Annotated in this window: 19 protein-coding genes and 1 pseudogene; 9 read left to right on the top strand and 11 right to left on the bottom strand. The window is 71.7% G+C overall.

The annotated features are described in order from the left end of the window. Positions 1 to 3 precede the first annotated feature (3 nt). From ASF38_RS18385 to ASF38_RS06100, 3 genes are all read left to right on the top strand, one after another. Positions 4 to 660: a hypothetical protein gene (locus ASF38_RS18385; RefSeq protein ID WP_200914437.1), complete on the top strand. Its 657-nt coding sequence runs from the start codon at positions 4 to 6 to the stop codon at positions 658 to 660. 144 nt (positions 661 to 804) lie between these two features. Beyond that, positions 805 to 1,407 carry a nucleoside triphosphate pyrophosphatase gene (locus tag ASF38_RS06095; RefSeq protein WP_056552414.1) on the top strand — a complete coding sequence of 201 codons (603 nt, stop codon included), beginning with the start codon at positions 805 to 807 and terminating at the stop codon, positions 1,405 to 1,407. A 70-nt stretch (positions 1,408 to 1,477) separates the two neighbouring features. Then, the gene (locus ASF38_RS06100; protein ID WP_055968944.1) at positions 1,478 to 1,690 is read left to right on the top strand and encodes a hypothetical protein; all 213 of its coding nucleotides are present in this window, start codon (positions 1,478 to 1,480) and stop codon (positions 1,688 to 1,690) included. Between the two features lie 108 nt (positions 1,691 to 1,798). On the opposite strand, the gene ASF38_RS06105 is transcribed toward ASF38_RS06100, so the two are convergent. After that, positions 1,799 to 2,980: an acyl-CoA dehydrogenase family protein gene (locus ASF38_RS06105; protein WP_055968947.1), complete on the bottom strand. Its 1,182-nt coding sequence runs from the start codon at positions 2,978 to 2,980 to the stop codon at positions 1,799 to 1,801. Between the two features lie 140 nt (positions 2,981 to 3,120). Between ASF38_RS06105 and ASF38_RS06110 the strand changes: the two genes are divergently transcribed. Beyond that, entirely contained in the window at positions 3,121 to 4,899 is a 1,779-nt protein-coding gene (locus tag ASF38_RS06110) for a biotin carboxylase N-terminal domain-containing protein (RefSeq protein WP_156364659.1), read from the top strand. A 6-nt stretch (positions 4,900 to 4,905) separates the two neighbouring features. Here the strand turns inward: ASF38_RS06110 and ASF38_RS06115 are convergent, their stop codons facing one another. The 7 genes from ASF38_RS06115 to ASF38_RS06145 all read right to left on the bottom strand — a co-directional run bounded on the left by ASF38_RS06115 (position 4,906) and on the right by ASF38_RS06145 (position 16,083). Then, entirely contained in the window at positions 4,906 to 5,292 is a 387-nt protein-coding gene (locus tag ASF38_RS06115) for a phage holin family protein (RefSeq protein WP_056574413.1), read from the bottom strand. Positions 5,293 to 5,327: 35 nt separating this feature from the next. Then, complete coding sequence (locus ASF38_RS06120; protein WP_056574416.1) at positions 5,328 to 6,992, bottom strand: N-acetylmuramoyl-L-alanine amidase; 1,665 nt, start codon at positions 6,990 to 6,992, stop codon at positions 5,328 to 5,330. Positions 6,993 to 7,032: 40 nt separating this feature from the next. Continuing rightward, complete coding sequence (locus ASF38_RS06125; RefSeq protein WP_056574419.1) at positions 7,033 to 9,828, bottom strand: SpoIID/LytB domain-containing protein; 2,796 nt, start codon at positions 9,826 to 9,828, stop codon at positions 7,033 to 7,035. A gap of 121 nt (positions 9,829 to 9,949) precedes the next feature. After that, the gene (locus tag ASF38_RS06130; protein WP_056574421.1) at positions 9,950 to 11,305 is read right to left on the bottom strand and encodes an NAD(P)H-quinone dehydrogenase; all 1,356 of its coding nucleotides are present in this window, start codon (positions 11,303 to 11,305) and stop codon (positions 9,950 to 9,952) included. Positions 11,306 to 11,356: 51 nt separating this feature from the next. Next, entirely contained in the window at positions 11,357 to 14,842 is a 3,486-nt protein-coding gene (gene mfd, locus ASF38_RS06135) for a transcription-repair coupling factor (RefSeq protein WP_056552430.1), read from the bottom strand. After that, entirely contained in the window at positions 14,843 to 15,409 is a 567-nt protein-coding gene (gene pth / locus ASF38_RS06140; RefSeq protein ID WP_055968966.1) for an aminoacyl-tRNA hydrolase, read from the bottom strand. Then, entirely contained in the window at positions 15,406 to 16,083 is a 678-nt protein-coding gene (locus ASF38_RS06145) for a 50S ribosomal protein L25/general stress protein Ctc (protein ID WP_055968969.1), read from the bottom strand. The genes pth and ASF38_RS06145 overlap by 4 nt, the downstream gene beginning before the upstream one ends. A gap of 256 nt (positions 16,084 to 16,339) precedes the next feature. Here ASF38_RS06145 and ASF38_RS06150 point away from each other — a divergent pair, with 256 nt between their 5' ends. From ASF38_RS06150 to ASF38_RS06165, 4 genes are all read left to right on the top strand, one after another. Further along, entirely contained in the window at positions 16,340 to 18,139 is a 1,800-nt protein-coding gene (locus ASF38_RS06150) for a cell wall metabolism sensor histidine kinase WalK (protein ID WP_056574424.1), read from the top strand. Next, positions 18,139 to 19,218, top strand: a complete 1,080-nt coding sequence (locus ASF38_RS06155; protein WP_055968976.1) for a diguanylate cyclase domain-containing protein — start codon at positions 18,139 to 18,141, stop codon at positions 19,216 to 19,218. Before ASF38_RS06150 ends, ASF38_RS06155 begins: the two co-directional genes overlap by 1 nt. Positions 19,219 to 19,313: 95 nt before the next feature. Beyond that, positions 19,314 to 20,774 (top strand): glycosyltransferase, encoded by a 1,461-nt coding sequence (locus tag ASF38_RS06160; RefSeq protein ID WP_235497452.1) that lies wholly within the window; start codon positions 19,314 to 19,316, stop codon positions 20,772 to 20,774. 52 nt (positions 20,775 to 20,826) lie between these two features. Continuing rightward, positions 20,827 to 21,555, top strand: a complete 729-nt coding sequence (locus ASF38_RS06165) for a hypothetical protein (RefSeq protein ID WP_056574427.1) — start codon at positions 20,827 to 20,829, stop codon at positions 21,553 to 21,555. A 61-nt stretch (positions 21,556 to 21,616) separates the two neighbouring features. Here ASF38_RS06165 and ASF38_RS06170 read toward each other — a convergent pair whose 3' ends face one another. Continuing rightward, positions 21,617 to 22,675, bottom strand: a complete 1,059-nt coding sequence (locus ASF38_RS06170) for a response regulator transcription factor (RefSeq protein WP_056574430.1) — start codon at positions 22,673 to 22,675, stop codon at positions 21,617 to 21,619. A gap of 66 nt (positions 22,676 to 22,741) precedes the next feature. Beyond that, positions 22,742 to 23,734, bottom strand: coding sequence for a glycoside hydrolase family 6 protein (locus ASF38_RS06175; protein WP_056574433.1), 993 nt, complete (start codon positions 23,732 to 23,734; stop codon positions 22,742 to 22,744). A 130-nt stretch (positions 23,735 to 23,864) separates the two neighbouring features. Here ASF38_RS06175 and ASF38_RS06180 point away from each other — a divergent pair, with 130 nt between their 5' ends. Further along, positions 23,865 to 25,250: a collagen binding domain-containing protein gene (locus ASF38_RS06180; RefSeq protein WP_056574436.1), complete on the top strand. Its 1,386-nt coding sequence runs from the start codon at positions 23,865 to 23,867 to the stop codon at positions 25,248 to 25,250. A gap of 9 nt (positions 25,251 to 25,259) precedes the next feature. Here ASF38_RS06180 and ASF38_RS19045 read toward each other — a convergent pair. After that, positions 25,260 to 25,506: pseudogene (locus ASF38_RS19045) on the bottom strand (ribose-phosphate diphosphokinase); the annotation flags it as partial.

Below are 25,506 nucleotides of genomic sequence, written 5' to 3' on the forward strand. Positions count from 1 at the left end.
TGCATGACCCTGCGCCACGAGCCCGACGTGTCGGCGGCGGACTGGATCGTGCGTGCCGACGCGGACTGGGGTGTCATCGCCGGCCAGGGACCGCCGGGCTCCGAGGCGTACGCGCAGGTCCCGTTCGACAGGGACGACTCACCGGAACGAACTGACGACGTCGTCCACGCCGACGTCGTCCACCTGGCGACCGCCCACACCTCGACGCCCGACGACGCGGTCTTCGCCCTCTGGGAGGGGTGGGGCGACATCGAGGGTGGCGATGCCGTCTCGATGCTCTACCAGAGCCCGGCGCTCACCGGCTTCGGCCGGGTCTTCCGCCGCCCCAGGCCGCCGCGGATCCCGCCGGCGTTCGACGACGCCGTGATGAAGGCGCCGCGGGCCGACCTGGACGGGTTCCGGGCCTACCTGCTCTTCCGCGGCCCGCTGTCGGACGTCGGTCGCTGGGGCGCCCGCCCCGAGGCGCCGGACTGGCCACGTCGGTTGGCTCCCGCCTCGTTCGTCTGGCCGCAGGACCGGTCGTGGTGCATCGCCCAGGACGTGGACGACGACAGCCTGACGATCGGCGGCTCGCAGGCGCTCGTCGACGCCGTCCTAGCCCACCCGGACCTCCGCGCCGAGCCCGCGACGTACGGGTCCCCACCGCCGTTGCCCGACTGACGCCGCGCCGCCCTCGTCATCGGTGGATCCTCAACCGCAGGGACGGCGCTGAGGTTGCCGATCCACCGATGGCCGCCCCGAAGCACCCCTGATGTTGCGGATCCACCGATGGGGGGTCGAGAGCGGTCCTGCCACGATGGGCCCATGGTGCGCATGGTCCTGGCCTCACAGTCCCCCGCCCGGCTCGCGACGCTGCGAGCGGCCGGCATCGAGCCGGAGGTGGTCGTCTCCGGGGTCGACGAGTCGCAGGTGCAGTCACGCGACGCCGCGAACCTGGCCGCGGCCTTGGCGCAGCTGAAGTGCCGCGCGGTCGCGGCGACGGTCGACGACCCGGACGCGCTCGTCGTCGGCTGCGACTCGGTGCTCGCCTTCGAGGGCGAGATCCTGGGGAAGCCCGGCGACGCCGCGACCGCGCGCGCCCGGTGGCGTCGGATGCGTGGTCGCTCGGGCGTGCTGCACACCGGGCACTGCGTCCGCCGTGCCGGCCGGGAGGTCGTCGACGCGGCCTCCACCGTCGTGCACTTCGCCGACGTCGGCGACGCCGAGATCGACGCGTACGTCGCCACCGGGGAGCCGCTGCACGTGGCCGGAGCCTTCACGATCGACGGCCTGGGCGGCGCGTTCGTCCGCGGGATCGAGGGCGATCCCCACACCGTGGTGGGCATCAGCCTGCCGCTCCTGCGCGACCTGGTGGCCGATCTCGACGTCGTCTGGACCGACCTCTGGAATCGTCCCGGCGCGGTGTGACGAGCCCGGCGAGCGAGCGTGTGACGAGAACTCGGTACCGGAACGTGCAGGAAGATGAGAGAATGAGGACATGGCCCCTCGTCGCAAGTTCCACGCGTCCAGCCCCTTCCAGCCCCAGGCGGTGGAGCCGGACGCGGTCTACGAGGTGGCTTCGCGCGTCAGCCACGACACCTACGGTCTCGGCCGGATCGTGAGCCTGCAGGGCACCCGGTCGGCCCAGGTCGACTTCGGCGACCAGGTGCGCCACGTGCCGCTTCCCTGCCGCGCGCTGGTCAGCCTCTGACGGAGTCCGGGGCCTGGTCGTCGCCTGGGAACGGCCGGCAGCGGCACGCCCGGTGACGGTCGCGCACGGATCTGTGCGACGGCACCGCAGGCCTGACCTGCCCGTGAGTCACTCGACGGGCAGACCCAGCCCGCGGGCGATCAGCATGCGCTGCACCTCGCTGGTCCCCTCGCCGATCTCCAGGATCTTGGCGTCGCGGTAGAACCGGGCCACGGGGTACTCCTCCATGAAGCCGTACCCGCCGAAGACCTGCGTCGCGATGCGGGTGCCGGTCACGGCCGACTCCGTCGCGTGCAGCTTGGCCACCGACGCGGCCTGCTTGACCACGGCGTACGGGGCTCCGGCGTCCTTCAGGGCTGCGGCCCGGTAGGTCAGGGCCCGCGCCCCCTCGAGCAGCACGGCGAGGTCGGCGATCTGGAAGGCCACACCCTGCTTCGCACCGATCGGCACCCCGAACGTCTGCCGCTCCCCCGCGTACTGCACGCACAGGTCGAGGCAGGCCTGCAGGCAGCCGACCGAGAGCGCCGAGATCGCGATGCGGCCGTCGTCGAGCGTGGCGAGGAACTGGGCGTAGCCACGGCCGCGCTCGCCGAGCAGGTGGTCGGCGGGGACGCGCGCCCCCGTGAAGGCCAGCGGGTGGGTGTCGGAGATGTGCCACCCGAGCTTGTCGTAGGCGGGCTCAGCCACGAACCCGGGCGTTCCCGCGGGCACCATGATCGCCGAGATCTCAGGACGCCCGTCGGCGCGCTCCCCGGTACGTGCGGTGACGGTGACGACCGACGTCAGGTCGTTGCCGGAGTTGGTGATGAACTGCTTGGCGCCGTCGACCACCCAGGTGTCGCCGTCGAGCACGGCGCGGGTGCGCGTGGCACCCGCGTCGGAGCCGGCTCCGGGCTCGGTGAGGCCGAAGCCCGCCAGGGCGCGACCGGCGACCAGGTCGGGCAGCCAGCGCTCCTTCTGCTCCGCGGTGCCGAACGCGACGATCGGGTTGATCCCGAGACCGACCCCGGCCTGGAGCGTGATGCCCATCGACTGGTCGACGCGACCGAGCTCCTCGATCGCGACGCACAGGCTGGTGAAGTCCGCGCCTGCGCCGCCGTACTCCTCCGGCGCCGTGAGGCCGAACAGACCGAGGTCGCCCATCTCGCGCACGACGTCGACCGGGAAGTGGTGCTCGCGGTCCCACTGCGCGACGTGCGGCGCGATCCTCGACTCGGCGAACTCCCGCACCGTGCGGCGGAAGTCCTCGTGCTCGCGGGAGAGACCGGACAGCTGTGCGACGTCGACCATGCCCCCAGGTTAACACTCGTTAACCCGACGGTCGGACGTCCGCGTGACGTACCTCATCCACCCTCGGGCCGTCCTGCCCCCTACACTCGGCAGGCAGTGCCCGCCCCCGCCCAGCCTGTCCATCCCGAGGAGAGCCGTCCGTGAGCAAGCCCCTGCAGAAGGTCCTGATCGCCAACCGTGGAGAGATCGCGGTCCGCGTGGTCCGAGCCTGCAAGGACGCCGGCATCGGCAGCGTCGCCGTCTACGCCGAGCCCGACCGCGACGCCTTGTTCGTCCGGCTCGCCGACGAGGCCTACTCCCTGGAGGGCTCGACCCCGGGCGACTCCTACCTCTCGATCGAGAAGATCGTGGCCGTCGCCCAGCGCTCGGGCGCCGACAGCGTGCACCCGGGCTACGGCTTCCTCGCCGAGAACGCCGAGTTCGCCCAGGCCGTCATCGACGCCGGACTCGTCTGGATCGGCCCCCCGCCCGCGGCCATCGAGGCCCTCGGCGACAAGGCCAAGGCCAAGCAGATCGCCCAGACGGCGAACGCCCCGCTCGCTCCCGGCACCAAGGACCCCGTCAAGGACGCCGACGAGGTCGTGGCCTTCGCCCAGGAGAACGGTCTGCCGGTCGCCATCAAGGCCGTCTTCGGTGGTGGCGGTCGTGGCCTCAAGGTCGCCAAGACCCTCGAGGAGATCCCCGACGCCTACGAGTCCGCCGTCCGCGAGGCCGTCAGCGCCTTCGGTCGCGGCGAGTGCCTCGTGGAGAAGTTCCTCGACAAGCCCCGCCACGTCGAGACGCAGTGCCTGGCCGACAGCCACGGCAACGTCGTCGTGGTCTCCACGCGCGACTGCTCGCTGCAGCGCCGCCACCAGAAGCTGGTGGAGGAGGCCCCCGCGCCGTTCCTGTCCGACGACCAGCTGGCGCGCCTCTACGATTCGTCGAAGGCCATCCTCAAGGAGGCCGGCTACGTGGGCGCCGGCACGTGCGAGTTCCTCGTCGCCGCCGACGGCACCATCAGCTTCCTCGAGGTCAACACGCGCCTGCAGGTCGAGCACTGCGTCTCCGAGGAGGTCACGGGCATCGACCTCGTGCGCGAGATGTTCCGCATCGCCGCCGGCGAGGAGCTCGGCTACGGCGACCCGGAGATCATCGGCCACTCGATCGAGTTCCGCATCAACGCCGAGGACGGTGGCCGCGGCTTCCTCCCGGCTCCGGGCACGCTCACGAAGTGGGCTCCCCCGAGCGGCCCGGGCGTCCGCCTCGACGGCGGCTACGAGGAGGGCGAGACCGTGCCGGGCGCGTTCGACTCGCTCATCGCCAAGCTCATCGTCACCGGGCGCACCCGCGAGCAGGCCATCGAGCGCTCCCGCCGTGCCCTCGACGAGTTCGTCGTCGACGGCATGCCGACGGTCATCCCCTTCCACCGCGACGTGCTGGACGACCCGGCCTACAACGCGTCCGACGGATCGTTCGACGTCTACACGACGTGGATCGAGACCGACTACGACAACCAGCTCGAGCCGTACGCGGGCGCCTCCGAGACCGACGAGCCCGCCGAGCGCGAGCGGGTCGTCGTCGAGGTGGCCGGCAAGCGCGTGGAGGTCGTCCTCCCCGGCGGGCTCGGAGCCGTGGCCGGCGCCGCGAGCGGTGGCGCCAAGAAGCAGAAGCGCAAGGGCGGCAAGGCCGCGGGCGCCGCTGCGTCCGGTGACTCCCTCACCTCGCCCATGCAGGGCACCGTGGTCAAGGTCGCCGTCGAGGAGGGCCAGGAGGTCGCCGCCGGCGACACCGTGCTCGTCATCGAGGCCATGAAGATGGAGCAGCCCATCACCGCGCACAAGGCGGGCACCGTCACCGGGCTCTCGGCCGAGATCGGCGCCACGATCGGTGCCGGCGAGGTCGTCGCGACGATCGCCGACGCCCCCGCTGCGGAGTAGCGGCCCTCAGGCCTCGACGGGCGGCACGTCCGCCGGGGCCTGGGTGTCGACCTCGCCGTAGGCCACCCCTGCGGCCCAGACGACCAGGATCACGATCGCCCAGGTCCACGGCCCCTCCAGGTCGAACCCACGGCGGGGCACGACGGCGTCCGTCAGCACGAGGGCCGCTGCCGTGACCACGAGGCCCCCGATCACGGCCGACGGTCGAGCGAGCCGCGGCGCCATGGTGGTGGTCGCGCGACGCAGTCCGACCGCGAGCACCGTGAACAGGACGACCGCTGCGACGAAGCCGCCGAGGCGGATGTCGAACCCGTCGAGCAACCAGGCGGTGAGACCGAAGGAACCGATGTTCGCGAGGGCCGCGATGGCCAGGGACCGCCCGATCGACTGCATGGTGCGAGTATCCACGACGCTGCGCGCCGCCGCGCTCACCGGTACGCGACCTCCGCAGGGCTGCCGTCACGCTGCGTGATGATGCCGCCGTCGAACCGCGCTCGGGACAGGCCCGGCTTGCGGTAGACCCGCGACTCGGGAGCGCCGAGGCGTCCCTCCGACTCCCCCAGCTCGCGGTACAGGTCCTCGATGCCGCCGTGGATGCCGAGCGCGATCGTGCCCGAGCCGCGGACCACCCGGTAGACGCTGCCCCGCTCGAAGCGCTGCACGCTCACGGCCGGATCCGCGGTGCGGACGTGCAGGGCCGTGGGGAACCCCATGACTCCAGCGTGCGCGCCGAGGTGGTTGTACTCCCCACGCACCAGGCCGCCGACCCAGAACACGCCGACGCCCTGCTTCCAGTACAGCTCCATGGCCTGGAAGAAGGTCTTGCGCTGGGTCGCGTTCCCGTACTCGCTGGCGTACGGGTAGCCCGTCAGGTCGCGGCCGAGCTTCGCGGCGTACCGCTTGATCTCGGAGTCGTAGTCGGCGATGTACGACGCGACGCTGTTGCGCAGCGTCGGCAGGTAGGCGTAGCCGTTGCGTCCCGGGCACGCCGTCCCCAGGACGTCGCGGTGCCCGTGGATCACCTGGTAGGTCTTGCCGTCGGCCGACCAGGTGCCCTTGGCGCCCCGGTAGAACGTGCCCAGGCGCCAGCCGATGACCTTCACCAGGGCGGAGCGCGTGGCCGTGCCGACGTTGGCGGTGTCGTAGTTGCCCATCATCGACACCCCCATGGAGTAGGTGTTGACCTTCGCGTTCCCTGCGTGGGCGCCGCGGACGGTGCGATCGAGTCCGCCCTTGCGGCCCTCGAAGATCTGCCCGTACTTGTCGACGAGCACGTTGTACCCGATGTCGCACCAGTCGCGGCTCTTCACGTGGTACGACTGGATGCCCCGCACGATCGAGCGCGACTGCGCCTTCGTGTAGGAGTTCGAGCCGGCCGTGTGGTGCAGCGTCACGCCGAACGTCGTCATGCCGACGCGGGGGCTGTCGCACGAGCCACCCGCCGAGGCCCCCCAGGAGGAACGGCTGATGACGGCCGGCTTGGGCGTGAACGTGGGCGAGGCGTCGGCGGCCTGGGCCAGGCTGCTCACGGGTGCGCTCGCCGAGGTCGCGGAGCCTGCGCCGTCGGACCCGAGGTCGAGGGTCTCGAGCCTGAGCCCACGAGGCACCGATCCCGAGCTGGAGGCGACCTGCAGCGCCACGGCGTCGGACTCCCCCACGTACATGGGCTCGGTGCCGGGCCGCCCGGCCTCCACCGTCTCCTCGTCCTGCGGGATCTCCTGCCAGGCCCCCCACCCGTCGGCGGTGCGCGTGCGCACCTGCACCACCACGTCCCCCAGGCCGGGGGTCGGCGACCAGGTGGCGCCGACCATCGAGAACGACGGGACGGTCCGGGGAGCGATCTCCGAGACCACGGGTGCGCTCGGGACGGCGGTGCGCGCCGTGGTCCGTGCCAGACGGCGTTCACCGCGGCTCCGCGCCGCCTCCACCGCGCGGTGCTTCGGGCGCTCGAACCGTTCCAGCGAGACGTCCTGTCCGGACGACGCCGCGCGCGCCGGCGCAGCACCGGTCGCCGGGGTTGCGGACGCCGCTGGGGCGACCAACCCGCCCCCGGCCAGGACGAGCGTGGTCAGAGCGACGGACAGGTGCCTCATCAGGTCGATTCCCCCTCGGATCGAGCCGGTGGACCGAGGTTCAGCCCAACCGGAAGTAGTGCGAGCGTAGCCCGAGCGCGAACCGGAGCTGAGGCCCCGTGACCGTCGTCGACCCCTTCGTGCCCGTGAGCGTGATCGACTCGACGCGGCCTGCCCAGTCGCCCATCAGGTCGCGCTTGGTGACCTTGAGGCTGCGCAGGGTCCCGACCTGCGGGTAGGCCTTCTCGATCGTCGCGGCCGGGACGGACGCGGTCCAGTCGTGGTTGGCGTTGCCCGACCAGTCGTCCCAGGCGTCGAGGCGTCCCTTCAGGTACGGCTGGCTGCCCGGCGCCGAGGCGCCGCCCGAGGACGACGAGTACTGCGTGAACGCCGGCGTGCCCTGGTAGGTGAGGATCGCGCCGAGGGTCGCCAGCACGGCCTTGTCGGTGGTCGCGGTCTGGCCGGCCACGCCCTTGTAGACCTGGCAGGACGTCGTGTCGCACACGTCGTAGTAGCGCGACGGGGTGAGCGAGCGGACGCCGTAGGTGCGAGCAGCGACCGACTGCGCCTTGAGCGCCTCCGGCTCCCAGCTCGACGGCATCTCGGCCGCCACGACGCCGAGGGTGTAGTTGTCGATCGACGTCACGTTCACCGTCTTGCGCGTGGTGGCGCCCTTCGACGGCACGGCCGAGCGCACGCTCGTGCGGTACTCCCGCACGCTCCCACCCGGCATCACGAGTGCCACCTTCGTGGCCTCGAACTGCGCGTCGCCCGTCCAGAAGTTCCGGTCGTAGGCGGTCCAGGTGGATCCGGTCCGGTACTGCAGCGCGGACTTCTTCGGGTCCGCGGTGAGCGGGATGATCCGCCACTGCGAGACGGTCTTGCCGTTGCGGGTGGCGGGCAGGACGATCCGCTTGCCCGACACCATGTTGCGGTAGGCCAGGCCCGACCGAGCCGTCACCGTCACCGTCGACGAGGTCGCCGCGCCGAGCAGCACGCGGATGCTCCCGGTGCGCTCGGACAGGGTCGTGCCGGGGTAGTAGGCGGCCAGGATCTCCTTGAACGTCTTGCCGGAGCGGGCCGCACCCTGCGCGCCGTACTGGCTCATGCCGATGCCGTGACCGAAGCCGTGGCCTCGGAAGGTCACGGTGCGACTGCTCGGCACGGTGAGCCCGTCGGGACCGATGCCGCCCGCGTACCAGGTGCTGACGTCGCCCGAGGCCTCGGACAGCTCCAGGTAACCCTTGGTCAGCTTGAGGCGCTGGTAGCCCGTGCGTGCGCGATAGACGGTCGACCGCGGCACGCCGAGCTTTCCGGCGGACTCCTTCTGGGCCTGGTACTCCTTGTACAGCGGTCCGTAGAGCGCGTAGCCGGCGGTGCTCGACCCGCTGGTGACCAGGTAGACCGCTCCCTTCTGGAAGCGCTGGACCTTCGTGCCCGTGACCGAGGTCGCCACCGGATCTCCGGTCGGGAAGCCGAGCGAGCCGTTGTGCTCACCGGTGCGGTAGAACTCGGTCTTCGCCGGACCCGAGACGGCGTAGGCGCCTGCGGCCTTGGTCCAGAGCAGGTCCATGTTGGCGTAGATCGCGCGACGCTGGGTGGAGTTGCCCCACTCGGCCCGCACGACCTTGCCGAGCTTGGTGCTGCCGATCTTGGCCGCGAGCTTCTGGATCTCGGTGCCGGGGGCCGGCGTGCTCGGGGTCGGGGTGCTCGTCGACGTGCCGGCGAGGCGCTTGGCCACCTCGCTGCGCAGGCCGCCCGACTGCGTCAGCCACGCGTACCCGTAGCGCCCGGGGCACGCCGTGCTCTTGACGTCGCGGTGACCCATGATCCGGTTCACCGTCTTGCCCCCGAGGGAGTACGTGCCGGTGGCCTTCAGGCCGGCGAGCGAGTGGCGCCACGCGATGAGGTCCGCGACCGCGGTCTTCATGGCTGCGGGGACCTGCGCGACGTCGTAGTTGCCCATCATCGAGACGCCGACCGTGCGCTCGTTGGCGGCGTTGACGCCGGCGTGGGCACCGCGCACCATCTTCGTGATGCCGCCCTTGCGACCCTCGAAGATCTGGCCGTACTTGTCGACGAGGAAGTTGTAGCCGATGTCGCACCAGCCCTGGCTTCCCGTGTGGTACGCCTGCGTGGATCGCACGATGCCGGCGGACTGGGCCTTGGTGTAGCTGTTCGAGCCGGCGGTGTGGTGCAGCGTCGTGCCGAGCATGGAGGCCCCGTACACCGGCGCGCTGCAGGACGATCCGCTCTTGGCGCCCCACGAGGCGCGGCTGATGATCTTGGGCTGGCCGACGGCGGCCGCCGTCGGCACGGTCGCGCTGCCGTTCTCGCCGTCGGTGACCGTGGACACCCGCACACCGCTCGGCGAGCGCCCGGACGGGGTGCTGACGCGGACGTCGACGCCGTCGGACTCCCCGACCCAGAGCGGGTCGGTGCCGGGACGCACGTCGGTGGACGCGGGATCGGTCGGTGAGGTCTCCAGGGTGGTCCAGTCGCTCCAGCCGTCGGCCAGCGAGCGCCAGCGCACCTCGACCGTCGGGTCCTCGTCGGTCGACCCGGCGTCCCAGGTCACGCCCAGGAGCGAGAAGGTCTCGGTCGACCGGGTCAGCTCCGCGGCCGGCTGGGGCTCCTCGGCCTCGGGGGTGCTCGGCGCCGTCCTCTGGTCGGGGCGAGCCTCGTCCTCGGTCGGGTCGACCGGGGGCACCACGGTCTCGGTCACCTCGGCCGGCTTCGCCTCGGCGGTGACGACGGCCGGCGGCGCGGCATCGGACGTGGAGACGAGGGAGGCCACCGCGACGGCGGAGACGACGGCGAACGGGACAGTTCGCCGGACCAAGGTCCAGGGGCGCATGGGGAAGACCGATCCTGTGACAGATGTGACGGATGTGACGAGCGAGCCAGGCCAACGGAACCACACATCGGCGGCGACTTCCACCGGTGTGAGTGAACTACACGCCTGTCATTTCCGCAGGTCAGCGGGGGTGCAGACTGCGAGCCGCCTCCGCCACCGAACCCGACAGCGAGGGGTACACCGTGAACGCGTCGGCCACCTGGTCGACCGTCAGGGAGGCGGACACGGCGAGCGAGACGGCGTGGATCAGCTCGCTCGCTCGCGGGCCCACCACCACTCCCCCCACCACGACGCCCATGCCGCGGCGCGAGAAGAGCTTGACGAAGCCGTGACGGACGCCCTGCATCTTGGCGCGCGCGTTCGTGGCCAGCGGCAGCATCACGACGTCGACGTGCAGGCCGGCCTCGTCGATCTTGCGCTGCGACAGGCCGACGGTCGCGATCTCCGGCGACGTGAAGATGTTGCTCGAGACCTTCTGCAGGTCGAGCGGGTGCACGGCGTCACCGAGCAGGTGCGCCATGGCGATGCGGCCCTGCTGGGCCGCGACGGAGGCGAGCATGAGCACCCCGGTGCAGTCGCCGGCCGCGTAGATGCCGGGCACGCTCGTGCGCGAGACGCGGTCCACGCGGACGAAGCCGTTCTCGTCGAGCACGACGCCGGCCTCCTCCAGCCCGAGGTCCGCGGTGTTCGGGATGGAGCCGAGGGCGAGCAGGCAGTGCGACCCGACGACCTCGCGACCGTCGGTGAGCGTGACCACGACCTGGTCGCCGTCGCGCCGCACGGAGGCCATGCGGGACTGGCCCATGACGGTCATGCCACGCTCGGTGAAGACGTCCTCGATGAGCTCGGCGGCTTCCTCGTCCTCACCGGGCAGCACCCGGTCGCGGCTCGAGACGAGCGTGACGCGGGCGTCGAGCCCGTTGTAGGCACTCGCGAACTCCGCGCCGGTGACGCCGGACCCCACGACGATCATGTGGTCCGGGATCTCGCGCAGCGCGTAGACCTGCTCCCACGTGAGGATCCGCTCGCCGTCGGGGAGCGCGTCGGGGCTGACCCGAGGGTGCGCTCCGGTGGCGACCAGCACGGCGTCGGCCTGGATCGTACGACCGTCGACCTCGACGGAGCCGGCGGAGACCAGCCGGGCGGATCCCTTGACGAACTCGATGCCCTCGCGCTCGAGGCGCCCGGCGATGTCGGCGGACTGGGCCAGTGCCAGCTTCATGACCCGGTCGTTCACCGCGGCCAGGTCGGCGCGGACGTCACGCGGGACCTCGACCCCCAGCTCGGCCGAGGACTCGACCTCGGTCAGCAGGTCCGACGTCGCGATGAGCGTCTTGCTGGGCACGCAGTCCGTGAGGACGGTCGAGCCGCCCAGGCCGTCGCGTTCGACCACGGTGACCTGAGCCCCCAGACGCGCCGCCACGAGCGCGGCCTCGTAGCCGCCTGGTCCCCCGCCGATGATCACCACATGAGTCACGGCGCCATTCTCGCACCGTGCGACGCCCTGCCCCGCCGGGGGCGGGCCTGCTCAGGCGACGAGCGTCTGCACCACGGTGTCGACCCACTCGAGGAGCTCGCGCCCCCGCAGCGGACGGCCGCCCACGGGCGCCGTGCGCGGCGCCGGGACGAGGGCCACGTCGGTGGCCGGCTTGTAGATGCTCTTCGGGTACACCCGACGCAGACGCATCTGCGCCGACTCCGGGAGGGAGAGCCCACCGAAGCGGATCTGCGACCCGGCGGAGGTGACCTCGGTGAGGCCGGCAGCACGCACCGCGACCCGCAGCCGCGCGACGTCGAGCAGCACCTCGGCGACCTCCGGCGGCTCGCCGTAGCGGTCCACCAGCTCGGCACGCAGCTCGGCGACGTCGTCGAGGGAACGGACGTCGGCCAGACGCTTGTACATCTCCAGACGCAGCCGCTCGCTCGGCACGTAGTCGTGCGGGAGGTGGGCCTCGACCGGGAGCTCGAGCTTGACCTCGCGCGCACCCTGCGGTCCGGCCTCGCCCTCGCCACGGAACTCCGCGACCGCCTCGCCGACGAGCCGGACGTAGAGGTCGAACCCGACGTCGGCGATGTGCCCTGACTGCTCCCCGCCGAGCAGGTTGCCGGCGCCGCGGATCTCGAGGTCCTTCATGGCCACCTGCATGCCGCCGCCGAGCTCGGAGTGCTGGGCGATGGTGGCCAGGCGGTCGTGCGCGGTCTCGGTGAGCGGCTTGTCGGGCGGGTACAGGAAGTAGGCGTAGGCGCGCTCGCGCCCTCGGCCCACGCGGCCGCGGAGCTGGTGCAGCTGCGACAGGCCGAGGGTGTCGGACCGCTCGATGATCATGGTGTTGGCGTTGGAGACGTCGAGGCCGGACTCCACGATGGTCGTGCAGACGAGCACGTCGTAGCGCTTCTCCCAGAAGTCGACCATCACCTTCTCGAGCTGGTGCTCACCCATCTGGCCGTGCGCGGCCGCGATGCGTGCCTCGGGCACGAGCTCGCCGAGCCGTCGGACGACCTTGTCGATCGACTGCACCCGGTTGTGGATGAAGAACGCCTGGCCCTCGCGCAGCAGCTCGCGCCGGATCGCCGCGGCGACCTGCTTGTCGTCGTAGGCGCCGACGAAGGACAGCACCGGGTGCCGCTCCTCCGGAGGCGTGGCGATGGTGGACATCTCGCGGATCCCCGTGACCGCCATCTCGAGGGTGCGCGGGATCGGGGTGGCCGACATGGCCAGCACGTCGACGGCCGCCCGCAGGTGCTTGAGGGCCTCCTTGTGCTCGACGCCGAACCGCTGCTCCTCGTCGACGATGACGAGTCCGAGGTCCTTGATGCGGACACCGGGCTGGAGCAGGCGGTGGGTGCCGACCACGAGGTCGACGCTGCCGTCGGCCAGGCCGTCGAGCGTGGCCTGCGACTCCTTCTCGGTCTGGAACCGCGACAGCGGCTTGATCGTGACCGGGAACTGGCCGAAGCGCTCGGCGAAGGTGGCGTAGTGCTGCTGCACGAGCAGGGTGGTCGGGACCAGCAGGATCACCTGCTTGCCGTCCTGGATGGCCTTGAACGCCGCGCGCACCGCGATCTCGGTCTTGCCGTAGCCGACGTCGCCGCAGACGAGCCGGTCCATGGGGACCTGCCGCTCCATGTCGCGCTTAACCTCGTCGATCGTGATGAGCTGGTCGGGCGTCTCGACGAAGGCGAAGGCGTCCTCGAGCTCGGCCTGCCACGGCGTGTCGGGGCCGAAGGCGTGACCCTTCGTGGACTGCCGTGCCGCGTAGAGCTTGATCAGCTCGCCGGCGATCTGTCGGACGGCCTTGCGCGCCTTGTTCTTGCGCGCCGTCCAGTCCGCGCCGCCCAGCTTGTCCAGGCTGGGGCTCTCGCCGCCGACGTAGCGGCTGACGAGGTCCAGCTGGTCCATGGGCACGAACAACCGGTCACCGGGCTGTCCGCGCTTGCTGGGGGCGTACTCGATCACGAGGTACTCGCGGGCCGCGCCCTGGATCGTGCGGTTGACCAGCTCGACGTACCGACCCACACCGTGCTGCTCGTGCACGACGTGGTCGCCCGCCTTGAGCTCGAGCGGGTCGACCTGCTTGCGGCGGCGCACGGGCATGCTCGAGCGGTCGGGGCGCTCGGCGGCCCGCTGGGCCACGAGGTCGTCGTGGGTGAGCAGGACGGCCTTCGCGGCGACGAGCCCGTGGTCCACGTCGGCGACGAGTACCGCCACGACACCGCTCCCCGCCTCCGGCGCCGGGGTGTCCCCGTCCACGAGTGCGGCGGGCACGTCGTGCTCGGCCAGCCACTCGACCGTGCGCTGGGCCTGCCCGGCGGCCGGCGCGGCCACGACGACGAACCGGCCGTCGGCCAACCAGCCCCGGACGTCGGCGACGGCCTGCTCGGTGTCGCCGCGGTACAGCGGCGCCGCCTCGGCGGGCACGACCACGGTGTCCTCGTCGTCCAGACCGAACGGGGACAGGTTCCACCACGCCAGGCCACGCGCCAGGGCGACGGCGCGAACCTCCTCCAGCTCCTTGAACGCGGCCGCGCCGAGGTCGATGGGAGCGGCGGCGCCGGTGGCCGCGGCCGCCCACGACGCCTGCAGGAACTCCTCGTTCGTCGCATTCAGGTCGGCCGCACGCGCCCGCACCTTCTCGGGGTCGTTGACGACGACCACGGCATCGGAGGGGAGCACCTCGACGAGGAGCTCCAGCTCGTCCACGAGCACCGGGGCCAGCGACTCCATGCCCTCGACGGCGTGCCCCTCCGCCACCTTGCCGAACAGCTCGGCGAGCGCCGGGTGCTCCGTCGCCAGGGCCGCCGCGCGGCCGCGCACCTCGTCGGTCAGCAGCAGCTCACGGCACGGCGGCGCCCAGAGGCGCTCCACCGCGTCGGTGGTGCGCTGGTCCGCGACGGAGAACCACCGGATCTCCTCGACCTCGTCGCCCCAGAAGTCGATGCGGAGCGGGTGGTCCTCGGTGGGCGGGAAGACGTCGACGATGCCGCCGCGCACCGCGAACTCGCCGCGACGCTCCACGAGGTCGACCCGCACGTAGGCGGCGGCAGCCAGGTCGCGCACCACGTCGTCGAGCGGGGCCTGCTGACCGACCACCAGCTCGACCGGGGTGAGGTCGGCCAGGCCGGCCACCTGCGGCTGGAGGATCGACCGCACCGGCGCCACCACCACGCGCACGGGCGGCGCGCCGGCGCCGGGGTGGGCCAGCCGCCGCAGGACGGCGAGCCGTCGGCCCACGGTGTCGGAGCGCGGCGACAGCCGTTCGTGCGGAAGGGTCTCCCACGCCGGGTACACCACCACGGCGTCGTCACCGAGCAGCACCGAGAGGTCAGCGGCGAGCTCGTCGGCCTCGCGGGCCGTGGGGGTGACGGCGAGGACGGTGGAGGCGTCGGCCGCGGCACGTGCCACGAAGGGGCGCAGCGCGGCCGGTCCCTGCAGGGTGACGGTGCGCGGGCGCTGCGACACGACGTCGGCGAGCGACCCGGCCAGGTGGGGCGAGAGCAGTGCGTGGAGGTCCATCTACCGGTTGAACGCGCTCTGTGTCTCGGATAGTCCTCGCGTGAGGAGGCTCTCGACGGCGTCGGCCGCCTCCTCCAGCAGCACCGGGAGCTCCTTGCGCTCGGTGGACGAGTACGGCTTCAGCACGAAGTCGTGCACGCTCTGGCGACCGGGCGGACGACCGATGCCCACGCGGACCCGGTGGAAGTCGCCGGTGCCGATCGACTGACGGATCGACTTCAGCCCGTTGTGGCCGTTGTCGCCTCCGCCGAGCTTCAGACGGAGAGCACCGAAGTCGATGTCGAGCTCGTCGTGGACCACCACGAGGTGCTCGGGCTCGACGTCGAAGTACGACGTCAGGGTCTTGACCGGTCCGCCGCTCTCGTTCATGTACGAGCGGGCCCGACCGAGCACGGCGCGCTCGCCGGCGAGCCGGCCCTCGACCACCTCGGCGCGGCCGGACGTGTGGGCCTTGAACCGACCGCCCATGCGGTCGGCGAGCACGTCGGCCACGAGGTAGCCCACGTTGTGCCGGGTGGCGGCGTACGTGGGGCCCGGGTTCCCGAGCCCCACGACCAGCCAGGTCACGACTCGGAGTCGGCGTCCTCGGCAGGCGCCTCGGCGTCGTCACCCTCGGCGGCCGCGGCGGCCTCCTCGTCGGACTCGTCACGCTCGATGCCGGCCTCGGCCTCGGCCTCCTCCAGCTCGGCCTCGACCTCCTCGGCGGTGGGCGCAGCGGTCACGTTGACGATGAGCAGCTCGTCGTCGACGACGAGGGTCGAGCCCTCGGGCAGCGTGAGGTCGGAGGCGAGCACCTGGGCGCCGACCTCGAGGCCCTCGACGGACACCTCGACCGACTCCGGGATGGCCGTGGCCTCGGCCTCGAGGGAGACGCTCGCGTTCTCGAGCACCACGAGGGTGCCGGGCGCGGCCTCGCCCTCGACGTGCACGGGGACGTCGACGGTGACCTTCTCGCCCTTCTTGACGATGAGCAGGTCGGCGTGCTCGATGAAGCCCTTGAGCGGGTCGCGCTGGACCTGCTTGGGGATCGCGAGGTGGGTGGTCGAGCCCAGCGCGATGGAGAGCAGTGCGTTGCTGTTCTTCAACGCGAGCATGAGCGCGTGGCCCGGCAGGGTGACGTGCACCGGGTCGCTGCCGTGCCCGTACAGCACGGCGGGCACCTGGTCGGCGCGACGGATGCGACGGGCAGCGCCCTTGCCGAACTCGGTGCGGGTCTCTGCGGGGATCTTGATCTCGGCCACGGGAAGCTCCTGGGGTGGTGGTGCGGGAAGACGTGTGGGGCGGCCGCGTCGACGGCCGGGACGTCGCGACAGGCGCTCGAACACGACACTCCGTGGAGCGCCCTGTCGATCACGGTCGGACGGGCCGACCCTCGCCGAGGCAACTGCCGCAGCCTACCGCAGCCGGTCCTCGCCGGTGAAATCGGCCACCGCCCGCACCAGGTCGACCTCGGCCGAAGCGCCCTCGCGCCCGGCCTGGAATTGCTAGGGTTTCCCCATGCTGATGCCGACCTTCCCGGGACGTTCGGGACGGGTCACGTCGGGCGACGACGCCCCACCCCACGAGGCACCGCTCCACGAGGCACAGCCCCAGGTCGCGCCCAGCGAGGTCTTCGCTGCGCAGTTCCTCTTCCTCACGGCCCTCGCCTTCCCGGTCGTCGCCGCGATCGCCACGTCGCTGCCCGCGCACCCCGCGGTCTTCACCGTCGGTGTCGTCCTGGCCGGGTTCACGGCGATCCTGTCGGCCCTGCTCGGCTCGCTCGGCATCGAGCGTCGCGGCGCCACCGTGGTCGCGGCGACCCTGATCTGCCTGCTCGACGTCGTGGTCTGCAGCCTGCTGTTCTTCGCCGCACCGGGGTCGGGCTTCTTCGTCCTCGCCGTCCTCCCGGTGGCCTGGGTCGCCGTCCAGCTGCCGACGCCTCCGCGTGTCATCGTGCTCTCGGCGAGCCTCGTCGGACTGCTCACGGCCCAGGCCGTCAAGGACCTGAACGGCGACCAGCCCTGGCGGGCCGGCGTGGCGACGGTGCTCAACCTCGGCCTGCTCCTGTGCATGTCGTCGTGGGCGGGAAGCCGTTGGACCCGGCGGAACGTCGCGCAGCGTCGCCTCCTGGAGGCCCAGACCCGGCTCGTCGGGTCGGCGCTGGACTCGGCGCGCACCCAGGAGCGGGTGCTCGCGGAGGTGCTCGACGTGGTCGACTTCGTGGTGGTGACGTTCAACGCCGACGGCACCACGTCGGCCAACCGTGCCGCCGAGGACCTGGCCCGTCGCATCGGCGCGGTCGACGCCGCGTCGGTCGTGCGCGACGGGCCGTTCTACCTCGCGGACGGCACCACCCCCCTGGACTCCCGGTCCCACCCGCTCACGCTCTCGCGGGCGGGCGAGGAGGTCGAGCGCGCCCTGGTGCGCCTCGGCCATCCCGGGCCTTCGCAGGTGCCGCTCCACGTGAGCGTGCGTCGGGTGGCCAGCCACCGGTCGGAGCGGTACGTCGTGGTCGCCCGTGACGTGAGCCGCGAGCTGGCCGACGAGCAGGCGCGCGACGACGCCGTGGCGGCCGTGTCGCACGAGATCAAGACGCCTCTCACGTCGGCCCTCGGCTACCTGGAGCTCGCGCTCGCCGAGCCCGACCTCGGCGACGAGGCGCGCGAGCTGATGGAGGTCGCGCTCGAGAACACCGAGCGCATGCTGGCGCTCTCGCGAGACTTCCTGACCGCCCGCAGCCGCACCCCGGGCGTCCCCCTCAGGATCGTGCGCGAGTCCTGCACCCCCAGCGCGGTGGTCCGGCAGGCGGTCGAGGGCGTCCGTCCCGTGGCCACCGAACGTCTGGTCACGGTCCGCGTCGACGCCGCCACCGAGATCGACATCGCTGCCGATCCGCTGCGTCTGCGCCAGGTCGTGGACAACCTGCTCACCAACGCCGTGAAGTACAACCGGTACGACGGCACCATCGAGGTGTCGGTCCGCGAGGCGACGCGGCCTCGACCGGTCGAGGCCGACGGCGGCGCCGGGTCGCCCCACGGAGCCCCCGCGGTCCCGGGGGTGGAGATCGTCGTCGCCGACACCGGCCACGGCATGACCGAGGACGAGCTGCAGGCGCTCTTCACGCGCTTCTACCGCACGCGGGGCGCACGTGACTCCGGCGTGCAGGGCACCGGCCTCGGGCTGAGCATCGCGCAGCAGATCGTCGAGGCGCACGGCGGGATCATCGACATCCGCAGCCGCCCCGACCAGGGCACCACGGTCTCGGTGTGGCTGCCCGCCTCCGCCGACGTCTCGGCGGCGGAGCAGGACGTGGCCTGATGACCTCGTCCGAGCTGTTCCTCGCCGGGACCCTCACCGCCTTCCTCGCCGTCGCGGTGCCCTTCGCCCTGACCACGGCGCTGCGGCACAACGACCCGGCCAACCGGCTGTGGTGCGGGAGCCTCATGGCGGCCCTCGGTGCCGGTCTCGCCCCACTGATCGACCAGGTGTTCGTGCCGACGGTCGACGTCGAGGCCGCTGGGGCGGCGTGCGCCGTGATGACCTTCGGGCTGATGTGGTCGGGAGTGCGCTGGTTCCGCGGGGCCACGCCCCTGCCGGCGGCACCCCTCCTGGTCGCCACGGCCGTGCTGGTCGCCTGGTTCGCCCTCTCCGCCGCCGGGTCGGCCGTCATCCCGTCGGGCTACCTCGCCGCCTCGGGCTTCGCGGTCGCCACCATCGTGGAGCTGCACCGCGGGCCCATGCGCCTCAACGTCAACGTCAGCCTGCTCCAGGTCGTCCTCGGTCTCTTCGCCGCCGCCGCGACGATCAACTCCCTCCTGCGCCGCGGCGACGACGGCTCCACCGTGCTCCCGGCGACGTTCCTGGTGGTCGCGACCACGGTCGGCCTGCAGCTGCTGGTGTCGATGCGCGCCGAGCGGGACGGCGCGTGGTGGTCCGAGGACCACGGCACGGGACGCGTGTTCGGCGTGCACTCCCGGGAGCAGTTCCTCGAGGCCGCTGCCGACCGGCTCGGCCGTCTGGAGCTGCGTGGCGGACATGCCGCACTCCTGGTGGCCGAGGTCACCGATCTCGTGGAGCTCAACGAGGCCTTCGGTCGACGCGGTGGCGACCTCGCTCTCTCCACCCTCGCCGACACCCTGCGCCGTCACGTGCCCGCCTGGTCGGTGCTGGGCTACCTGGGCGTCGGCCGGTTCGCCGTCCTCGCCCCGGCGGACGCGCCCGAGCGCGCTGCGGAGATCGCCGCTGCCGTCGAGCACGCTCTCTACACCCGGTCCACGGAGCCCGGCCAGCCGCAGGAGGTCCCGGTCCCGGTGCTGCTGGGCACCGCCGACACCTACACGTCGCGCGCCGACCTGACCGCGCTGATGACGGAGGCGGAGACCGCACGCCACGCTTGAGGCAATCTTGAGCAGACCTTGATGACGTACCGAGGCGAAACCTGAGCGAGGGGCACCAGGCTGGTCGGACCGACCGATCCCTGCAGGAGCCCTCAGTGTCGTACGACCCCAGCGGACCCATGGACCGCCACCCCACCGCCTTCGACGCGTCGCCCGAGGCGCTGCACCGCGCGCTCGGCACCGCCGTCGAGGAGGTGGCCGGGAGCATCAAGCCCCGCGCCACCGTGGCCTGCGTCGTCCCCTCCTACAACGAGGCCGAGACGATCGCGTCGGTCCTGGACGCCCTGCTCGTGCAGACCCGGCTGCCGGACGTGATCCACGTCGTCGTGAACAACACGACCGACGAGACCGTGGAGATCGCCGGCCACTACGCCGGGCAGCACGTGCTGGACCGTCCGGAGGGCACCCAGCTGGTCGAGATCTTCGTGCACGACATCGGCGAGAACCCCGACAAGAAGGTCGGCGCGCTCAACTACGGCTTCTTCCTGGCGGAGGGCTGCGACTACATCATCGGCGTCGACGGTGACACCACGCCCGAGCCGACCGCGATCAAGGACCTCGTCGACGAGATCATGAGCGACGACCGCATCGGCGGCATCTCCGCGATCTACAGCATCGACGACAGCGCCCTGCCGACCGCCATGGCCAAGTTCCTCACCGCCGGGCAGCGCGCCCAGTTCGCCGCCTTCAACATGCAGAACCTGTTGCGCGGCCGGAACATGGCCGTCCTCGGGGGGCAGTTCTCCATCTTCTCCACGCAGGCGCTGCGCGACGTCATGACCCTCACCCACCAGCGCGCGCCCTGGGTCAAGGACAGCGAGGTCGAGGACTCGCTGCTGTCGCTGCAGATCAAGAGCGCCGGCTACCTGACGAAGATCAGCGCCACCGCCCGCGCCCACGTGGGTGGCATGAACACGCTGCGCGCCCTCGACGCCCAGCAGGTGAAGTGGAACTTCGGCGCGATCGAGCTGATGTGGCCGGGCCAGCGCGGCGACACGAAGGGACAGCCCTTCCACCCCAACCTGCGGCTGCGCTGGTTCGAGCACCTCTCGATGGTGCTCAACATCATCACGCGCGCCATGTTCTTCTCCCTGCTCCTCGCCAGCCTGTCGATCGACGCCTTCGTCTTCAGCCCGTGGTGGCTGATCCCACCGGTCGTCGCGATCCTGCTCAACTACCGGGTCGCCCGCTCCATGCACTACGGCCACCGGCGGGACATCCTGTTCGCCGTGCTGCTGCTGCCCGCCGAGATCTACATGTGGATCCGGATCGGGCACTTCGTGCGCGCGTGGACGAAGTTCGCGAGCCGCAAGCAGACCGACAACTGGGCGGCGCAGGCGAAGGCCGAGCGCGGCTCGGGCAACAGCTACCTGTACCCCTTCGCCATCGCGCTGCTCGTGTTCGCGGCCGCCGCCGCCGCGTGGATGCAGCTGCCCATCGGGTTGAGGTCCGACGTGCTCGCCGTCGGCTGGCCGATCCTCGGCGTCATCACCGTGTCCCAGACCTTCTGGATGGGCATCAAGATCCTGCGCAACTACCGTGGCTACACGGTGTGAGCGCCCGACCGACCACTCCCCCGCACCCCTGCTTCCCCGAAGGAACTCTCTCGTGACCAGCGCTCAGCCCCGCCCGTCCCGTCGCGCCCGCCGGCCCCTCGCCGCCGTCGTGACCGCCGTCGCCCTCGCCCTCGTGCTCTCCTCGTGCGGCGTCCTGAAGGAGGACGCGCCACAGGCCGACGAGCCCGCGCCGACGGCCTCGGCCACCGCGGCCTTCGACTCTCAGTTCACCCGTGACGGCACGTTCCAGTCGCACGTCAAGGTCGGCTCGATGGACTTCGTCTACACGATCTGGCCGACCAAGTCGACGCCGCGCACCAACGAGTGGTACCCCGGCGGCGACAAGTACTTCTCCTTCACGCTCCAGTCCTACGACCTGTCCCGCAAGCTCCGCGACAAGTTCAGCAAGAAGCGCAAGGTCTACCTCGACCGCATCGAGGTGACGTCGGCGACCACCACGCCCTCCGGTGCCGTCGAGAACCCCTACGAGCTCGACGAGGAGGCGAAGAAGATCACCTTCGACCCGCAGCCGGTCTCGACGAAGTACGGCATGCTCATCACCTCGCCCAAGGGCGCGTTCGAGCTGCGCAACCAGAAGATCGGCCCGCTGGCCGCCGACACCCAGGGCGTCACGCTCACCTTCAGCGCGACGGTCTGGATCCAGAAGTCACGCGGCAGCGACGAGTACGAGCCCGAGCTGGTGACCCAGGAGGTCCCCATCGCGATCTTCGCCTCGAAGAGGCCGACCGAGGCCCAGAAGATCCCGATCAACGCCAACTGACGGCGCCACGCCAGGCGTTGCGGGCGCGGGTTCCTCCGGGGGCTCGCGCCCTACGTCCGGCTCAGCCGTCCTCGGCCATGCGGTAGCCGACGCCCCGCACGGTCTCGATCCAGCGCGGCGTGGTGCTGGAGTCGCCGAGCTTGCGACGGATGTTGGCCATGTGCACCTCGACGGCGCGCTTGTCGGCCTCGTTCACGAAGTAGGTCGTGACGTAGTTCTGGCCGCGCAGCGTGAGGACGAGATCGGCCTTGCTCCGCACACGGCGTCCGGTCGTCAGCAGCGAGGCGACGAGGTCGAACTCGGTCCGGGTGAGGTCGACGTTGCGTCCGTCGACCACGACCGTCCGCGTGTCCACGTTGACGGCGAGTCCGTTGGAGCGGAGCCAGGCGTCCGCACCGGTGGCGGGGGCTGCAGCGGCACCCGCGCTCACGGAGGGGGCGTGGGCGACGCCCACGCGACCCGCGGAGGACCAGCCACCGGCGGAGGGCGGCGCTGCCGGAGCCGAGTGCACCGGGTGCGCGGACGAGTGAGGAGGGTGGGTCTGCGGCGCTGCGTGCTGGGCTGCTGCCTGCTGGGCGACGGCATGATGAGCAGCGGCCGCCGGCGGCGCGACCTCACGCTGGGGCAGGTGCTGCTGCTCCGCGTCGGACCGCGTGGGCTCGGCCGCGGGCTGGGCCCACTGCTGGGCCTGCGCCGGACTGGTCCGGTCGGTCGCGGCGGCTGCAGCAGTGGTGGTCACGTGCTGACGCGGGCGACGCATCACGGACTCGATCCGGGCGCGGAGCTCGCGGGGCCGGAACGGCTTCACGAGGTAGTCGTCGGCGCCGGAGTCGAGTCCCTGCACGACGTCGATCTCGTCGTCCAGACCGGTGAGCATGATGATGTAGGTGGAGCTGAACTCGCGGATCAGCTTGGCGGCCGCGAAGCCGTCCATGCCGGGCATGTTGACGTCGAGGGTGGTGAGCTCGGGATCGTGGGCGCGTACCGCCTCGACGCCCTCGGCGCCGTCCTTGGTCAGGATGACCTCGAAACCGCTCCGGACGAGGATCGTGCGCAGGAGGTGCCGGACGTCGGCGTCATCCTCGATGACGACCGCAAGGCGTGCAGAACTCTCTCCCATGGGTCGAGCGTAGCAACGACGGCGTCCATCGCCCCTGAAACCGCAGGAATGCGCTGCGGGTCACGATCACCAGCCAGCAGCGCGAGCGAGCTCGAGGGCCCGCTCGGTCCACCACGTGCCGGCCGCCGGACCACCTCCGCAGGAGCCGTCGCTCTCACCCGGCGGCTTGATCCAGAGATGGGCGTCCAGGCGCCCGTCGCCGACCGAGGGCGCGCGGCCGAGGGCCCGGCCCGGAGGGTTGCACCACTGTCCGTCGGACCCGTTCCCGTTGCGCCCGGTGTCGATCACGTAGTGCCCACCACCGAGGGCGTCGGCCACCGCGTCGGCGTACGCGCGTTCCGTGGCGTCGTCGGCGTAGAACGAGACGTTCGTGGAGAAGCCGCGGGCGTCCTCCACCCCGGCCTGCTGGAGACGACCGGCCATCTCGTCCGGTTCGACCCACCCCGAGTGGCCGGCGTCGAGGTAGGTCGTGACGTCCGCGTCGACGAAGCGGGTGACGGCGTCCTCGAGCAGCGCGATCCGTTCGTCGGGGTCCGCGCACTCCCCCGCATCGGCCAGCGCGTCCGGCTCGACCACCACGGCGGAGGTCCCGATGCCGTCGGCGCCGTCGGCCGCCGCCTGCACCCAGGCGCGGTACTGGTCGGGTGGGAGACCACCGGCCGACTCCTGGCCGCTGCAGTCACGGTCGGCGATGCCGTAGAGGACGAAGAGCGCGACCGAGTCCTCGTCGCGCGCCTGCACGGCGATGCGCCGCACGTGCTCCTCGACCACGTCGGTCGGCGTCGCCTCGGGGGTCAGCCAGACAGCGGTGGGGGTGGCAGCGAGCCGGCCCAGGATCCTGGCGTCGTCCCCGGCGGCGGAGGCAGCGGCGCGCGCCGCCTGCGACTGCGGGTCGACGTGCACGGCGGCCGCGTCGAACGGGTTCGACCCCTGGGCCCCACCCGGCCAGAAGGGAGGCCGGACGGGCACGCCCACCAGGTTCAGGGCGACGACGAGGGCGACGACGGCGGCGACGGCCGTACCGACGATCTCCAGGCGTCGCGTACGCCGGCTCTGCACTCGCGCTCCTCCCTCAGGCTTCGCTCAAGATTACCTTCAGATCGTGCAAGGCCGGGGTCGATCCGACGTTCCCGGACCTAGACTCCCGGACGGGAGACAGGCGCTGGGACGCGCCACCGGAGAGGGAGTCATGAACACCGACGCACGTCGTCGTGGCGCGCGCGCCGCCATCGTCCTGGCGGTCGCCGGCCTGCTGCTGGGGCTCGTGTCGCCCGTGGCCGCCGCCGAGCCGACCGGATGGGTCGCAGGCGACATCAAGGAGCGCGTCGGCAAGAGCACCCGCTACCTGTCCGGCATCAAGGTGCGCGTGTTCACCTCCGGGTGGGGCTACCTCCGCGAGGTCCGCACCAAGGGGACCGCGTACTCCCTCGACCTGCCCGCCGGCGACTACATCCTGCAGTTCACCGACACCAGGCCGCGCTACGACGTGAAGGCGCACGTGGACGTCGACGTCCGTGTCTCGGTCGAGGCCGGCGAGGGGACGCAGCGCGACGTGACGCTGCGCCGCGGCGGGGCCTTCACCGGTACCGTCCGCGCCGGCGGGAAGGTGGCAGGTGGAGCCCGGGTGCTCGCGGTCGAGAACGTGCCCGCCGGGTCCAACGGCCGCACCTACGAGGTGAAGGCCAACAACCGCGGCCAGTACGCCATCGGCGGCCTGCCGAACGCGCGCTTCTCCCTCTTCACCTTCGACCGCGCCAAGCGCTGGACCGGGCCGGCACGCGCTGCGGGCGCAGCCAACCTCGGTGTCGTCCGGTCGGTCGACATCGCGCTCAGGAGCCGGGCCGGCTCGATGGTCGGTCGCGTCTACCGCGGCGACAACACCTTGATCTCCACGAGCCCGTGGGTGACCCTCGTCCACCGCACGACCGGCCAGTTCTGGGTCGTCAAGGTCACCCAGGGCCGGTTCAGCGTCCAGGGCCTCCACCCGGGGTCCTACCGCGTCCAGGTGCCCGGGACCGACGGGTACCTCGGCCGCACCGTGAACCTGTCGGGATCGGTGAGGTCAGGACGCACCCTGAACACGTCGGTCAAGCTCGGCCAGAAGGGTGGCAGCCTCAGCGGACGTGTCCTCGACGCGAGGACCGGCATGCCCGCGAAGGGCGTGAAGGTCTCGGCCTACGACGGCAACGGAGTGCAGCACGGCAAGGTCGAGACCGACGCGACCGGCGCGTTCACGGTCGGCGGCACCCTCCCCACCGCCACGTGCGACGTCAGCATCGTGATCGAGGACGAGGTCGACAAGAAGTGGCAGCCGGTGCGGCTCAACGGGCTGAGTGCCCGGCAGGGCATGGCGGTCGCGGCCAACCAGCCCCTGCTGCCCGACAGCACGTGCCGCCAGGTGCTCGCGGTCGAGGACGGTCAGCCCTTCATGCTGGTGCGCTCGCCCGCGTTCCCGTGGCCGTCCGCCACGCCCACGCCCACACCGAGCGCGACGTCCACTCCCAGCGCGACGCCGACGGCCACCCCGACCCCGAGCGCGACCCCGACGGCGACCGCCGCAGCGGGCGTCAGCTGACCCGACGGCTCAGCTGAACAGGCTGGTGACCGAGCCGTCCTCGAAGACGGCGGCGGTGGCCTGGGCCAGCAGCGGGGCGATCGACAGCACGGTCAGCTTGTCGAAGCGCTGGTCGTCGTTCAGCGGCAGCGTGTTGGTGACGACCACCTCGGTGGCCACCGAGTTCTTGAGCCGGTCGACCGCCGGACCGGAGAACACCGGGTGCGTGGCCGCGATGACCACGTCGGCGGCGCCGTCGGCCTTCAGCGCCTCGGCG

The organism is Aeromicrobium sp. Leaf272, assembly GCF_001422865.1.
Lineage (GTDB): Bacteria > Actinomycetota > Actinomycetes > Propionibacteriales > Nocardioidaceae > Aeromicrobium.